Source organism: Actinocorallia libanotica (assembly GCF_039525175.1).
GTDB lineage: Bacteria > Actinomycetota > Actinomycetes > Streptosporangiales > Streptosporangiaceae > Actinocorallia > Actinocorallia libanotica.
The window spans coordinates 135,669-150,839 of record NZ_BAAAHH010000015.1 but is presented as its reverse complement, the minus strand read 5'-3'; the positions used below and the strand labels follow the sequence as shown (position 1 = coordinate 150,839).

At 72.3% G+C, this 15,171-nt stretch carries 4 protein-coding genes; 3 read left to right on the top strand and 1 reads right to left on the bottom strand.

Annotated elements, in window-relative coordinates; translation table 11 throughout:
• Positions 1 to 136: 136 nt before the first annotated feature.
• The gene (locus ABD140_RS19485) at positions 137 to 625 is read right to left on the bottom strand and encodes a DUF1579 family protein (RefSeq protein ID WP_344242305.1); all 489 of its coding nucleotides are present in this window, start codon (positions 623 to 625) and stop codon (positions 137 to 139) included.
• A gap of 87 nt (positions 626 to 712) precedes the next feature.
• Here ABD140_RS19485 and ABD140_RS19480 point away from each other — a divergent pair, with 87 nt between their 5' ends.
• The 3 genes from ABD140_RS19480 to ABD140_RS19470 all read left to right on the top strand — a co-directional run bounded on the left by ABD140_RS19480 (position 713) and on the right by ABD140_RS19470 (position 15,039).
• Positions 713 to 1,051 (top strand): ArsR/SmtB family transcription factor, encoded by a 339-nt coding sequence (locus ABD140_RS19480; RefSeq protein ID WP_344242304.1) that lies wholly within the window; start codon positions 713 to 715, stop codon positions 1,049 to 1,051.
• Entirely contained in the window at positions 1,048 to 1,515 is a 468-nt protein-coding gene (locus ABD140_RS19475) for an SRPBCC family protein (RefSeq protein WP_344242303.1), read from the top strand. Before ABD140_RS19480 ends, ABD140_RS19475 begins: the two co-directional genes overlap by 4 nt.
• 585 nt (positions 1,516 to 2,100) lie before the next feature.
• On the top strand, positions 2,101 to 15,039 hold the full coding sequence (locus ABD140_RS19470; RefSeq protein WP_344242302.1) for a hemopexin repeat-containing protein: 12,939 nt from the start codon (positions 2,101 to 2,103) through the stop codon (positions 15,037 to 15,039).
• Positions 15,040 to 15,171: the final 132 nt, after the last annotated feature.

The window sequence follows — 15,171 nt, the reverse complement described above, 5'->3', positions numbered from 1 at the left end:
GGTGAAGCCAGGCGCGACTGGACCGCCGCTGGCGCTGGCCGCCCCGCCGGCGATCGGGCGGCCGCGAGGCGTGCGGGATCCTGCTCGGGCTGCGTACCGGATCCGAAGAGTTTCTGCCGCATGGTCCGAGTAAGACTCAAGGGCAGGGGACAGCACTGGAGTCGGGCATCTTCGTGAAGCTCATGTCCATCCAGTGCCGCCAGTTCGAGCCGTCGTCGGTGCGCTCCCATTCGGCCGTCATGGAGCCGCCGTCTTCGGCGATCACCAGCGTCGCCCGCTCGGTCTCGCCGGCGAACGTCCAGACGCCGTCGTCGTCGACGCTCGCCCGCATGGTGACGAACTCGCCGCGGTTGTCGAAGGAGCGCATGGGATAGGTCCGGCTCGCCGGATCGTAGGGGCCGATCATCTCGATGACCTCGACGTGTTCGTCGTTCATGCGCACGTCCACGCGGTGGATGAGGAAGTGCTCGCCCGCCAGCCACTCGTAGGTGTCCGATCCGGCGATGCGGATCTCCGGATCGGTCGGGGTGGCCGTCATCCGCCCCTGCGAACGCCAGCGGCCGACCAGCGCGTTCAGCCGCCGGTTCTCCGGTCGCGGCGCAGGGGTGTTGTCGTCTCCCGGCATGGCGGATCCTCGTCCTCGAAAGTATGTAAGATGTTGCTTAAACACTTACACACTGTCCCGGCAGTGCGCAAACGAAGGCGGTGGCCCATGGACGACGCGCTTCGCGCCGTGGCGGACCCGACCCGCCGCGCCATCCTCGTCCTGGTGCGGGATCGCGAGGTGTCGGCGGGCGAGATCGCCGAGCGCTTCCCCGAGATCAGTCGCCCCGCGGTGTCCCAGCACCTGCGAACGCTGGCGGCGGCCCGCCTCGTCGATGTCCGCCGCGCGGGCAACCGCCGCTTCTACCGGCTGCGCCCGGAGGGGCTGGCCGAGGCGGTGACGTTCCTGGAGACCATGTGGTCCGCCTCGCTCAGCCGCCTTCAGTACGAAGCCGAGCAGGAAGAACGCACGCACACCGGTGACCAGGACACGAAGGGGTCGTTGTGAGCAGGACGATCGAGCAGACGCTGCACATCCGCGCGCGCCCCGAGACGGTCTGGCGGTTCTTCACCGACCCGGCGCGTCTGGCGCGATGGTGGGGAACGGCCGAACTGGACGCCGGTCCCGGCGGCGTCTTGCGGGTCGCGATGCACGAGGGCCCGCGCCCGGTGATGCGCGGCCGGTTCGTGGAGCTCGTGCCGTACGAACGCCTCGTCTTCACCTTCGGCTGGGAGGCCACCCCGGGCGCGCCCGACATCCCGCCGGAGTCCTCCCGGGTCGAAGTCACCCTGACCCCGGACGGCGACGGCACCGAGCTCACCCTGCGCCACAGCGGCCTGCCGACCGTCCTGGAGGAGGAGACCGGCGACGGCTGGGCGCACCTCCTCCACCGCCTGGCCGAAACGGCCGGCCCCGGTGGCAGGCCGCTGGACCAGGCACCAGGCCCGTGCGAGGAGGGCGATCGGTGCTGAGCGACGCGGGAGCGGCGTCGTGCCCGGCGGCGGAGGCGCGGGTACGGCCGGATTCGGCCGGAGAAAGCCTTGGACGAATCCCCCCGATCGCCTGTCCGTAGACCGAGATGTTCTCACATTGAAATGATCACTGTACGTCGAATCGCGGCCGGACGCCGTGAGTCGATGCCTTCGAGGAAGGGTCACACGGATGAGCGCGCCGCAAGCTTTGACACCGGTTTCCGGCCGCTACCGATCCGCAGGGAGCGTTCCGTCGCAGGGATTCGGGTGAAGCGGAGGAACCGATCGGTCCCGGCCCGGCTTCCACGCCTCAGGCCCCGGATAAAGGCGGGCCGCCACGTTTTCGGTCCAAACGGACGAACGACCGTCGCGGTCGGATGATGCCCACTGAACTGGAAGAACGCCCAGCGTACGGCGCCTTTGCCGTGTTACGGGGATATTTCGTGACTCAGCCCTGGAGATCAGGATTTCTGGTGCGCAAATAACACTCGCCTGAGTTTTATGCCCTTCGGGTAAGTATCTGGATTCGCCGCCGCTCAGCGAACATGAGGCGCCGTTTCTGGATCACGAAGTGGGGATGCCGCCGTGGCTGAGAACTCGTTGCCCGAGTACGCCGAGCTGTTCGGGGAGTCGCGGTTCGTGGAGGGGCAGGACGCGAGGGCGGTGACTTCTCCGGCGGCGTACTTCGTCGAGCTGCTGGGCCTGCTGGAAGGCACCTTCGACCGGCCGGGCCTGCTGGAACGCAGGCCGGACCTCAAGCGGATCGTCCTGGACGAGAAGAACACCTTCGGCGAGACCGCCTACCTGGACATCGTCAACGAGGTGCTCGAACGCCTCGTCGGCCCCGATCCCTACGACACGCTCCGTACCCGGGTCCACCCGTTCGGGCTGCCGTTCTCGGTCCGGAACGAACGGCTCCGCGCGCATCTCGACGAGCTGAAGGTCACCCCGGAGGAGCTCTACCGGCTCTTCGCCGCGCGCGTCGATCACGACATCGCCGCCCGCGAGTACCTGGGCCTGTCGGCCGAGGAAGTCACGGTGCTGACCACCGAGTCGGTTCTCGGGGCCGAGCTGGCCCAGCGCTACGGGCTGCTCGCCGGCGAGGACTTCGACGCCCTCCTGGACGCCCGCCGCTTCCTCGAGGCGACCGGCCTGGACGAGGCGGCCCTGCGCGAGCTGGTGAAGCTGCGCACCGAGGTGCGGCTGAATCCCGAGGAGACCCGCCTGGCCGCCCCGGCCGGACCGGGCTCGCTGATCGCGTGGCTCGACCGCGCCCACCGGCTGATCCGGCTGACCCGCAAGACCGGCCTGACCCTCACCGACGCCGACACGGTCCTGACCGCCTTCGCCGCCGGACGCCTCGACCTCCCCGCCCTGCGGGCCGTCGCCGGCGTGGTCCGCCTGGTCCGGCTGCACGGCATGACCGTCCCGGACGTCTGCGGCCTGATCCTGCCGTGGAAACCGGCGGAGGGCGCGGTCGTCGAGACGGCCACCGGCGACATCCTGACGCCCGCGAACCGCGACTACCGGTTCCGCCTGGCCGCGCTGATCGACGTCGCCGAGCCCGACATCGCGGAGATCGTCCGGCGCTACCGGCAGCGCTACTCCGCCGGCGAACCCGGACCGTTCGACGGCGGCCGGGTGGAGCTCCCCGAGATCACCCTGATCCGGCGGTGCGGCCTGCTGGCGCGGGCCCTGGGCATCTCCGCCGGGGAGCTGTTCGACCTGCTGGCCGCGATCGAGGGCGACCCGTCGCTCCAGCGGTACTCGACCTTCGCGGTGCTGGGCGAGCCGGGCCCGCAGACCCGCGACCTGCACGCGGTGCTGCGCGGCGGCCCGCCGCAGACGGTGCTCTGGCTGGCGCAGACGCTGTTCGCGATCGCCGGCTGGACGGGGCGCGCCGGGTTCGACGGCGCGGAGCTCGCCAAGATCCTCGGCGGACGTCCCGAGACCGACGACTCCGGACGGATCGCGCTGTTCAAACGGCTCGGCGAGGAGCTCGACCAGGTGGCGCTGGAGCCGTCCGCGCTGGTGTCGGACCGGTTCGGCGAGCGTGCGGCGAAGGTCGTCCATGACGTGCTGGTCGCCTGCCGCCCCGGCGTCGTCCCGTCCGTCGGCAGCCGCGCCCTGGAGCTGGACGCCGAAGCCGTGCGCGGCGCCGCCTACCGGGCCGTCACCGACCTGGGCGTGATCTTCGCTTCGGACTTCGAGGGGCTGGGCCTCGGCGAGCGCCTCCAGAGCAAGGTCTTCCGCAATCTCGTGTTCCGCGGGGTGCTGCACACCGACGGCGCCCTCGCGGCAGAGACCACCGCCCTCAGCCCGGCGGAGCTGGCCGGGGACTTCTCCGCGCACCGCGAGGCCGTCTTCAAGGCGATCGGCGCGGCCATCAACGGGACGGCGGTGTTCCGACCGTCCGACCTCGCCGCGTTCGGCGAGCTGAGCAACGCCGAACGCGGCGAGCTGTACGACAACCTCTGGTACATCGGCTACATCGAGGAGCACGGCACCCTCGTGGAGCCGGACTTCTTCCTGGACGCCCGGAACGTCGCCCGCTTCGAGGTCAACGCCGATCTCGCCGACGCGGCCGGCCCGCTCGGCGCGCTGTTCGCCGAGCGCCTGGCCGACTTCCGCGACGACGCGCTGCGCCTGGAGCCCGCCGCCCTCGCCGAGCTGTGGCTGACCCCCGCGCAGACGACCCGGCTGCTGGAGAGCCTGCACTTCAACGGCCACCTCGACGCCGAGGGCCGCTTCACCGACCAGGCCGCGCTGCTGACCCTGCCGCTCGCCGACTTCGGGCTGGCGGCCGAGTTCGCGCCGATCCGCGCCGAGCTGCTCGGGATCCTCCAGGCCGGGATCGCCGCGCACCGCGCCAAGCTGACGACCTTCAGCGCGGACGACTTCGCCGACCTCGCCGACGGGCTCGCCGCCCGCCGCGCGTTCACCGCGATGGACGGCGTCCACCTGTCCGGGGGCCGGGTCCTGGACGCCGACGAGTTCGCCGATCCCGAGGGCACCGTCTGGCTCGGCCCGGGCTTCCTCGCCCCCGACCAGGACGCGGTGTTCGCCCGGATCGTCCGAGTGCTGCGCGATGAGGCCCCCTACTGCGTCGCCCCCTCCGCCCTGGACGCCCTGGGCCTGGACGAGGCGGGCCGCGACCAGGTGATCGCGCACCTGATCAAGGAAGGCGACCTCACCCCGCGCCTGGCCGTCACCCGCGACCGCCTCGGCTACTTCGCCAACCCCGACAACTCCCTGGCGTTCACCCTGCCCGGCGCCCCCGACCACGCCCGCAAGGTGTTCTTCCTGCTGCACACGGTCGCCCGCGCGCTGACGGCGGCCGTCACCGAGATCACCGACCGGCTCACCACCCTGGCCGGCCGCCAGAGCACCACCCTGTACTCCTGTCTCGCCGACGTGCTCGGCGTGCCCGCCGCCGTCGCCGAGGCCATCGCGCAGTGCGTCGCCGGCGGCCCCGCACAGGCCCGCGCGCTGCTGTCCGTCCCGGCCCTGGACCTGGTGGAGCCGCCCGCGGACGCCTGGGTGCGCCTGGCGGTCCGGCGGATCCGCCGGTTCGCGGCGCTGGCGGCCAAGCTCGGCCTGACCCCGGACGAGGTCCGCGCGGTCTTCGCCGACCAGGACCTGACCGGCAAGTTCCCCGAGCCGCTGACCCTGCCGCAGGGCGTGGACCGCTTCGACGCCCTGCTGGAAGGCGGCGACGGCCTGCTGTACCTGTTCGCGGGCAACGGCTACTGGACGTACTCGGCCGCCACCCACGAGCCCACCGGGACCGGCCGCCGCCCGCTCACCGACCTGTCGCCCCGGTTCGCCGCGCTGGCCTCGATCGACGCGGCGTTCGTCCGTCCCGGCGGCGTCGAATGGCTGGTCGGCCGCGACGCCGCGGGCACCTCCTCCGTCTTCACCCGCGACAAGGGGGGCACCGCGTGGGTGCCGCGCGCCCAGACCTTCGGCAAGGTCAAGAGCGCTTTCACCGATCCGGCACGGATCGACGGCGCCTACACCGACACCGACGGGCACACCTTCCTGTTCGCCGGCGACCAGTACGTCCGCTACTCCAGCGGTCTGGCCACCGCCGACGAGGGCTACCCGCGCCCGGTCGCCGACTGGTGGCGGCACGAGGGACTGCCCGGCCCGGCGCCGACCACCCCCCTGGACGCCTGCTTCCAGGACCGCGACGGCCTCATCCACGTGTTCACCGGCGGCGTCGAGCACACCACCGCCGGGACGGCGCCCACCGTCCAGGGCTGGGGGACGGCGCCCGCCGCGATCGGCCTGACCGGCGTCGACGCCGCCTACGTCGAGGGCGCCGCGGTCCGGCTCCTGGCGGGCGGCAGGTGGCTCGGCTACTCCGACAGCATCGAGAACCCGGGCGTCCTGGCCGACGAGGGCACCGTCCGTCCCGCCGGGGTCCCGCCGCAGTTCGAGACGGGAGTCGAGGCCGCGTTCACCGCTCCGGACGGCGTCGTGCACCTGTTCAAGGACGGCAGGACCGTCGCGCTGACCGGTCCGGGCGCGACCTCCGTCGCGGTCACCGACCGCTGGGGCGTGCTGCCCGCGCCGCTGACCGGCGGGATCGTGGACGCCGCGTTCACCGGCCTCGACGGCAAGACCTACCTGTTCAGCGGCTCCACCTACCTGCGGTACTCCACCGGCGACTACTCGGTCGCCGACCCGGGCCACCCGCGCTCCATCGCCGGAGACTGGGGCGGCCTGACCAAGGTCGAGGCGTCGTTCGTGCTGGACGGCCACACCTACCTGTTCGGCGTCGGCGGCCACCTGTTCGACCTGCCCGCCGACAGCCGCGCCGACCTGGACGCGGGCCGGGCCACCCCGCGGCTGCGCAACCTGCTCGCCGGGCACGGCCTCACCTTGCGCGAGGTCCGCCGCAACGCCGGCGACTGGGTCATGGCCACCGAGGAGGGCGTCACCCTCACGGTCCGGCTGGAGGGCCTGCGGCTGAAGGCGTCCGGCGACGGTTCGCGCTTCTACGTCCGGTACTCCACCCGCGACTACCGCACCCCCGACGCCGGGTTCCCCAAGCCGCTGTCGGACAACTGGTGGAACATGCCGGCCCACATGGAGCTGGGCCCGGTCGACGCGGTGTTCACCGGCCGTGACGGACGCACCTACCTGTTCTCCGGCGACCGGTTCGTCCGCTTCGATGCCCGGCACCGCTGGTGGTCGGAGCCGATGGCGCTGCGCGAGCGGTGGGACAGCATCCCCTTCGCCCGGATCGACGCGGCGTTCGTCGGCGTCGACGGACGCACCTACGTCTTCTCCGGCGACCGGTACGTGCGGTACTCCACCGACGACTACACCCAGGTCGACGACGGCTACCCGGAGAAGGTCTCCAGCCTGTGGGGGCGGGTGTCCAACACCCTGGCCCGCACCGGGAAGGTCGACGCGGCGTTCGTGCTGGACGCCGTCGAGAAGATCGACGGGGTGGACAGGCCCCGGACCAGCACCTACCTGTTCTCCGGCGACCAGTACGTCCGCTACACCCACACCGGCACCGCGACGCCCGCGACGGTGGACCCCGGCTACCCGCGTCCGCTGTCCGCCCTGCGCACCGAGCCGGGCCTGGCCGGACTGCCCGCCGGGTTCGGGCGGATCGACGCCGCCTACTCCGACCGGCGCACCGCCTACCTGTTCTCCGGCGGGCGCTGCCACGCGGTGTCCGGCACCACCTACCGACGCTACGACGGCCTCCCGATCAGTGATCTGACCTGCGCGTTCATCCAGGACGGCACGCTGGTGGCGGCGACCGCGGCGGGCTGGGTGCGGCTGTCGGCGCTGGAAGGCCGCACCGTCACCGCGACCCCGTTCCGGCCCCGTGCGCTGCGCGGCGTCCCGGACCGGTTCCGCACCGGCCTGGACTCGGTCCTGACCGGCGCTGACGGCAACACCTACCTGTTCCAGGGCGCGACCTGCTTCAACACCCAGCTCGGCCGCCCCTACCCGGCCGAGCAGGAATGGGGGCGGCCCCGCAACAACCTGTACGAGACCGGCGCGGTCGACGCGGCGTTCGTGGGTCGCGACGGACGCACCTACCTGTTCTCCGGCGACCAGTTCGTGGTGTACGCCGCCGACGGCGGAACGGCCATCGACGGCGACCCGCGGCCGATCGCCGACGGCTGGGCGGGCCTGACCAGCGTCGCCCTCGCCTACGTGCACGGCGACCGCACCTATCTGTTCGAGCGCCCCGACGCGGCCGGACGCCGCCGCTACCTGGTCTACTCCGGCACCACCTACGACGCCCCCGACCCCGGCCACCCCGGGCTCGCGGACGCCGACTTCCACCAGGCGCCCGAGGGCTTCCCGTTCCCGTCCGCGGTGCTGTCCGGCGGCGACACGCTGACCTTGCTGGCGGGCGAGTCGTGCGTGTCCCGCAGCGGCTCCGGCGGCTGGTCGCGGATCCGCCCGATCGAGCGGCTGTACCCCGGTTTCGACCGTGCCGCCGGCGAGCCCGGCGCCCCCGACGGCCTGCGCTCGGCGTTCCGCGCCGCCGACGGCACGATCCACTTCTTCTTCGACGACACCTTCGCCTCCCTGACCGGCGAGGTGCTCGGCGCCCGCACTCCCGTACGGGACCAGTGGGGCCGCTCGCCCAACCCGTTCCTGCCGCCGGGCGCCGCGGTCGACGCCGCGTTCGTCTGGAAGGGCCGGTACACCTACCTGTTCTCCGGCACCCGGTACGTCCGCTACACCGGCACCACCTACCGGCACATCGACCCCGGCTACCCCAAGACGATCATCGGTGAGCTGCGCAAGGAGCCGCCGTTCACCCGCCTGCCGGACGCCTTCGACGCGGCGCTGACCGCCCCGCTCGACGCGGTCGTCGGCAACGACCGCACCATCCACCTGATCAGCGGCGGGGTCTGCCACACCGTGTCGACCGAGCCGACCGGCACGATCGATCTCGCCGGGCTCGGCGGGACCCGCGACAACCTCGCGTCGACCGGCCGGGTCGACGCGACCCTCGTCGCCGGCGGCCGCACCTACCTGTTCTCCGGCGACCAGTACGTCCGCTACTCCGGCACCGACCGCAGCCGCGCCGACGACGGCTACCCGCGCCCCCTGTCGGCGCTCGCCGCCGAACTCGGCCTGCCGCCGCTGCCGCCGGAGTTCCAGGATGGCCTGGACGCGGCGTTCGCCGCGACCGATGGCACCGTCCACCTGTTCAAGGGCCGCGCCCACCTGGCCGGGGGAGTGGTCACGCCGCTCGCGGGCGTGTGGGGCAAGAACGGCAACGCGTTCGCGTCGGGCGCCCTGGACGCCGCGTTCACCGGCCGCGACGGCGAGCTGTACGCCTTCCGCGGCGGCCAGTACGTCCGCTACCCCGCGACCGGCGCGCTGGACACCGCCGAACTCGGCTACCCGCGCACCATCGCCGACGACTGGGGCGACCTGCCGCCGGACTTCGAGGCCGGGATCGACGGCGCGTTCACCCTGGACGGCCGCGTCTACCTGACCAAGGGCGACCGGTACGTCCGGTACTCGGGGCCCGGTCGGGTCGTGGACCGGACCTTCCCGCAGGCGTTCGCGCACCGCTGGACGGGCGGCGCCGACTACCGGCTCGGCGACGTGCACGTCATCGCGGGGTTCGCCGAGCTGTGCCGCACCCGCCCCGACGGGCTCGCGGCGTTCCTGCTGACCGGCGCCGAGGACCCGTACGCGCACCTCGCCGACCGGTTCGGCTGGCCGCTGGAGGAGGTCCGCTGGGCCCGTCGGCACATCGCGCTGCTGCGGCCCGACACCCGCGAGGAGGACCTGTTCGAGATCGAGTTCCTGCTGTCCCTCGCGAGCCTGTTCAAGGTCACCGGGCGGATCGGCAGCGGACCGGCCGAGCTCTACGAGAAGGTCTGGGCCAAGCTCTACGGCCCCGCCCGCGACCAGGACGCCGCCGCGGCCGCGCTGGGCGACATCCTGCGCCGCCGCTCCGCCCCGGCCGAATGGAAGACCGTGTCGGCCCGGCTCCGGGACCGGCTCAACACCCGCCGCCGCGACGCCCTCGTCGCCGCGCTCACCCCGGTCCACGGCAAGTCCCGCGACCTGTACGAGAAGTACCTCATCGACGTCGACATGGGCCCCGCGGGCACCACCTCGCGGGTCCGCGAGGCGATCGCCGCGACCCAGCTGTACGTCCAGCGCTACCTGCTCGACCTGGAGCGCGCCGACCTGCCCGCCGGGGTCGACCCCGTCCAGGTCAAGGCGCGGCTGCGCACCTGGTGGAAGTGGATGCGCACCTACCGGGTCTGGGAGGCCAACCGGAAGGTCTTCCTGTACCCGGAGAACTACCTGCGGCCCGAGCTGCGCGACCGCAAGACCCCGGCGTTCCAGGCCCTGCAGGACGACCTGCTCCAGCGCGAGATCACCGCGGCGACCGTCCAGGGCGCCTACAAGCGCTATCTGGACGAGTACACCGAGGTGTCCCGGCTCACCATCGCGGGCGGCTACGTCTACCCGGCCGAGGGCGCCGCGACCGGCGTGCGCCGCCTGGTGCTGTTCGGCCGGACCAGGACCGACCCGCGCCGCTACTACTACCGGACCGCCGAGTTCCGCGAGGGCGACAAGCTGTCGGCGACGTGGCGGCCGTGGCTGAAGGTCGACACCCAGATCACCGCGGACCGGGTGGACCCGGTGCACGCCTTCGGCCGGGTCTTCGTGTTCTGGCCGGTCGTGTCCGCGGTGCCCAAGGAGGACCAGAGCAAGACCACCATCACCACCAAGGAGTCCGGCGGCAGGCAGGAGGTCACCGCCGAACCGCCGAACTATCAGGTCAGCGTCTACTACTCGTACCTGAACCTGAACGGCGACTGGCTCCCGGCGCAGCTGCTGGACTCCGACGTCGTGCGGGGCGGGCCGATCAGCGGGGTGAGCCTGTACGTGCAGGCGTCGCGGACGGTGCCCGGCGGCGACGTGCACGACTCGATCGTGGTGCGCTGCGACTACACCGTCGGCACCGGCACCGCCGCCGTCCCGGTCACCGCCGGGTTCAGCCTGACCCCGGAGCTGACCTCGCGGCCCGCGACCAAGACGATCGCGCCGCCGCGTCCGGTCGACCTGTCGCGCGTGTTCGCCGAGCCGACGCCCATCGACCTGGCCGGGGTGGTCCGCTTCAACGCGCCCGCCGAAAGCCAGGACGGCCCGTGGTGCAGCGTCGACCACAAGGGCGGCAGCTTCCTGGTCCGGCCCGTCGACGCGCCGTCCGACGCGCCGCAGGTGCTGCCCTACAAGGGCAACGCCGACCGGCTGCCCACCACCTGGAGCCAGGTCGACGCCGGATTCCAGCTCCCCGACGGCACCCTGTACGTCTTCGACTCCGCCTCGGGCCTGTACGCCCAGGCCGGTCCGGGACGGCCCACGTCCGGGCAGGTCCGCCAGAAGACCTACGACCGGTTCGGCCTCGCCGCCAACAACCTGGGGACCTCGGCCGCCGTCGACGCCGTCCTGATCCGCGGCGACAAGGTGTTCCTCTTCTGCGGCGACGAGTACTACCGCTACCAGGACTACCTGTTCGGCGCGAGCCTGCTGGAAGCCGGCTACCCCAAGAAGCTGGCGACCAACACCGAGGACCTGCCCCTCTGGGACAAGGTCGACGTGGCCTTCACCGCGCCCAACGGCACCGAGGTCTTCTACTCCCGCGCCCTCGACGGGTACGTGACCTCCGGGTCGCTGACCAACGTCAAGCCGGTCGCCGCCAACTGGCGGCTGCCCGCGCGCACCCCGATCACCCGGGCCGTGGTCTCCGGCGGACGCGCCTACGTGGTGGGAGGCGGCCAGTATGTCCGGCTCCTGGCCGACCTGACCGCCGGAGCCGGCTACCCCAGGCCGCTCAACGGCAACAACGACGACGTCCCGGTGCAGGAGCCGACCGGCCCGTCGCTCACCCTCGGCGGCGGCCTGTTCACCTTCGACAACGCGCGAGGCACCTTCTCCGCGCGCGGCGGCGGCCAGGACGAGGCGCCCCGGCAGACCTGGGAGCTGGGCCGCGCCGCCAACGCGTTCACCACCGAAGGCAAGATCGCCGCGGCCTACATCTCCAACGGGAAGCTGTTCCTGGCGGGCGCGCAGCATTACGTCCGATACACGCTGGCGGCCGACGGGTCGGTGCCCCGGTTCGTCGACGCCGGATACCCCAAGCCCGTCGCGCAGCCGTTGAGCGGCGTCATCACGCGCGGCGACCAGCGCTACCTGATCAGCACCGCCGGGTACGCGCCGGTGGGGCGGGACTTCGAACCCGGCACCGCGGTCCCGCTCCTGTCGTACACGGCGAACTGGCGGGGACTGCCCCCCGGGTTCCCCGCCGACCTCACCGGCGCCATGTCGACCGACGGCGCGCTGTTCCTGTTCCTGCGCTCGGGCTACGTCACCTCTCCGACCGCGGACGCCACCGCGCGTCCGTACGAGACCGCGACGCTGCCCATCGAGATCGTCCGGCTGACGTCCAGCACCGCCGCCGAGCTGAACCGGCGGCTGCTCACCGGCGGCGTCGACGCGCTGCTCGCCCAGCCGACCCAGGAGCTCGACGAGCTTCCCTCGTTCAGCTCCACGACGTCCGACGCGACCACCATCCAGGTGAAGCCGAAGGTCGCCGCGCACGTCCCCGTCAGCACCCACCTGGACTTCGACAGCGCCAACGGCCTGTACTACTGGGAGATCTTCCACCACGCGCCGATGCTCATCGCGCAGGCGCTGAACGAGGCGCAGCGGTTCGAGGACGCCCGCCACTGGTACGAGTTCGTCTTCGATCCCACCCGGCACGGAAGGCCGTGGCGGTTCCTGCCGTTCCTCGCGGTCGACCCGGGCGCGCTGGTCGCCGCCTGCCGTCTCGACCTCACCGAGCTGGGCGACGCCACGCTCACCGCCCGGCTCACCCCGGTCCTCGCCTCGCTCGACCCGATGATCCCGGCGTTCCGCCGGGTCCGCGACCTGACCGCCGCCGAACGCGACCGCCTCGCCGACCTCGCCGACACCGGCCTCAACCCGGTCAAGGAGGCCCTCTCCGCGATGCCGCAGAACGCGCGCACCGCCGAGCTGGCCGAGCGGATCGCGCTGATCGGGCGGCTGCGCCGCCAGTACGACCTCATGGGCGACCGGCGCGCGCTCCTGCAGACCTACCTGGACGACCCGTTCGACCCGCACGCCATCGCCGAGCTGCGCCCCGACGGCTACCGGCGCGGCGTCGTCATGGCCTACATCGACAACCTGCTCGACTGGGGCGACATGCTGTTCCGGCAGTACACCGCCGAGAGCGTCGACGAGGCGCGGCTGCTGTACATCTTCGCCTACGACCTGCTCGGCCGCCGTCCCGCGACCCTCGGCACCGGGCTGCTCCCGGCCGCCGCGCCGTACGAGCTGACCGATGGCGACGGGCCGGGCGAGACCGCCCGCCTCACCGCCGACGGCACCCTGCTCAAGGGCGGCGGCATCGTCCACGCCGGTGTCGCCAACCCCTACTTCCACGTGCCGGGCAACGCGCAGTTCCTGGAGTACTGGACCAGGGTCGAGGACCGGCTGACCAAGATCCGGGCGTCCCTCGACATCCTCGGGATCAGCCGGCCGCTGCCCTTGTTCGACCCGCCGCTGGACGTCATGGCGCTGGTCCGCGGCGCCGCCGCCGGGCTGTCGGCCGACCAGGTCACCGCCGCGCTCGCCGCGCCGATCCCCGCCTACCGGTTCGACATCGTGCTCGCCCGCGCCAAGGAACTGGCCGGACGGGTCCGCGAGCTCGGCTCCGCGCTGCTGGACGCCATCGAACGCCGCGACGGCGAGGAGCTGGGCCTGCTCCAGAACCGCCAGGACGCCGAGCTGCACGCCCTGACCCGGCAGATCAAGGAGCAGCAGATCAAGATCGCCGAGGAGGGCCTCGCGGAGGCGCGGGCCGCCAAGGCGGGCGCCGACGCGCGCGTCAAGCACTACACGAAGCTGATCGCCGACGGCATGTCGCCGCTCCAGATCGCCCAGCTCGTCATGATGGGGCTGGGCGCGACCGGGCAGTTCGTCGCCGGCGGGCTGAAGATCGGCGCGGCCATCGCCACCGCCGCGCCGCAGGCCCACATCGGGCCGTTCATCATGGGCACGACCACGGGCGGCGAATCGATCGGAGGCGCGCTCAGCGAGGCCGCGGAGATCTCCGCCTCACTCGGCGAGGGCTTCAGCATGGTCGGCGAACTGCTCGGGGTGATCGCCGAATTCGAGGGCCAGAAACAGGACTGGGACCTCCAGCTGGCCACCGGCCGCGCCGAGGTCGACCAGCTCGGCCACCAGATCGCCGGAGCCGAGCTCCAGGTGGCCGTGGCCCGCCGCGACCTGGAGATCCACCTGCGCGAGGCCGCCCACCTGGACGCGGTGAAGACCTTCCTGACCACCAAGTTCGCCGGAGCCGAGCTGTACGGCTGGATGGTCGGGCAGATCTCCGGCCTGTACTTCCAGACCTACCAGCTGGCGTTCGACATGGCCCGCGCCGCCGAACGCGCCTTCGAAGCCGAACGAGGACGGGCCCCCGGCCTGATCCGGCCCACCTACTGGGACTCGCGCCGCAAGGGCCTGCTCGCAGGCGACCAGCTCGGGCTCGACCTGGAGCGGCTCGACAGCGCCTACTCCGAGGCGGGCGCCCGCGGGATGGAGATCACCAAGCGGGTGTCGCTGCTGCGGCTCGACGCGGCCGCGCTGATGGCCTTCCAGATCGAGGGCCGGTGCGAGTTCGCGCTGGGCGAGGACCTGTTCGACCGGGACTTCCCCGGCCACTACCGGCGGCAGATCAAGTCGATCAGCGTCGCATTCACGACCGCCGAAGGGCCCCTGCAGCTCAACGCCACGCTCACCCAGCTCAGCGACAAGACCGTGCTGACGCCCGACCCCAAGGCCGTCGGATACCTGCTCGACCCGCGCGGCACGCCCCCGGCGTCACTGCGCTCCGCATGGCGTCCGGGGCAGCGGATCGCCCTGTCGGAGGTGACCGACGGGGAGGACTCCGGGCTGTTCGAGGTCCGGTACGACGACCCGCGGTACCTGCCGTTCGAGGGCACCGGCGCGGTCTCGCGGTGGCGGCTGGAGACCCGCCGCCCGCCGTCCGGGCTGCGGGACGTCACGATCACCGTCCGGTACTCGGCCGAGGACGGCGGCGAGACGTTCGCGACGGCCGTGCGCGGCCTGCTCAAGCCGTACCCGGCGGCGGTCTCCCTCGACGTCGCGGCAGTCTTCCCCGAGGAATGGGAGGAGTTGCAGGCCGACGACGCGGACGAGCTGCGCCTGCCGGTCACGCCCGATCTGCTGCCCGGCATGTCGGGACGGCAGATCACCGGGATCACCGCGCTGTACGGCGCGGGCTCCACGACCCGGCTCCTGCTCGACGGCGACGCCCGCCAGACCCTGGTCGAAGGGCAGTTGCTGCGGCCCGCCGGGCTCACCGCCGGGTCCGCCCCGTGGCGGCTGACGCTGTCCGGCGACGCCGAGCACCTGACCGGCGTGACCCTGATCCTGCTGTACCGAGCCACCGCCTAGCGAGGTCGCGATGCCCCCCAAGACGAACAAGAAGATCAAGAAACGGAAGAAGTCGGCGTCCGACCGGACGATGAGCGCGTCGTCAGGCTCGTCGTCCGATTCCGACAGCCGGCCGGGTTCGGCGATGAGCGT

Coding starts and splice junctions, on each gene's coding strand:
- ABD140_RS19480 (WP_344242304.1), top strand. CDS start 713: ATGGACGACGCGCTTCGCGCCGTGGCGGACCCGACCCGCCGCGCCATC.
- ABD140_RS19485 (WP_344242305.1), bottom strand. CDS start 625: ATGCCGGGAGACGACAACACCCCTGCGCCGCGACCGGAGAACCGGCGG.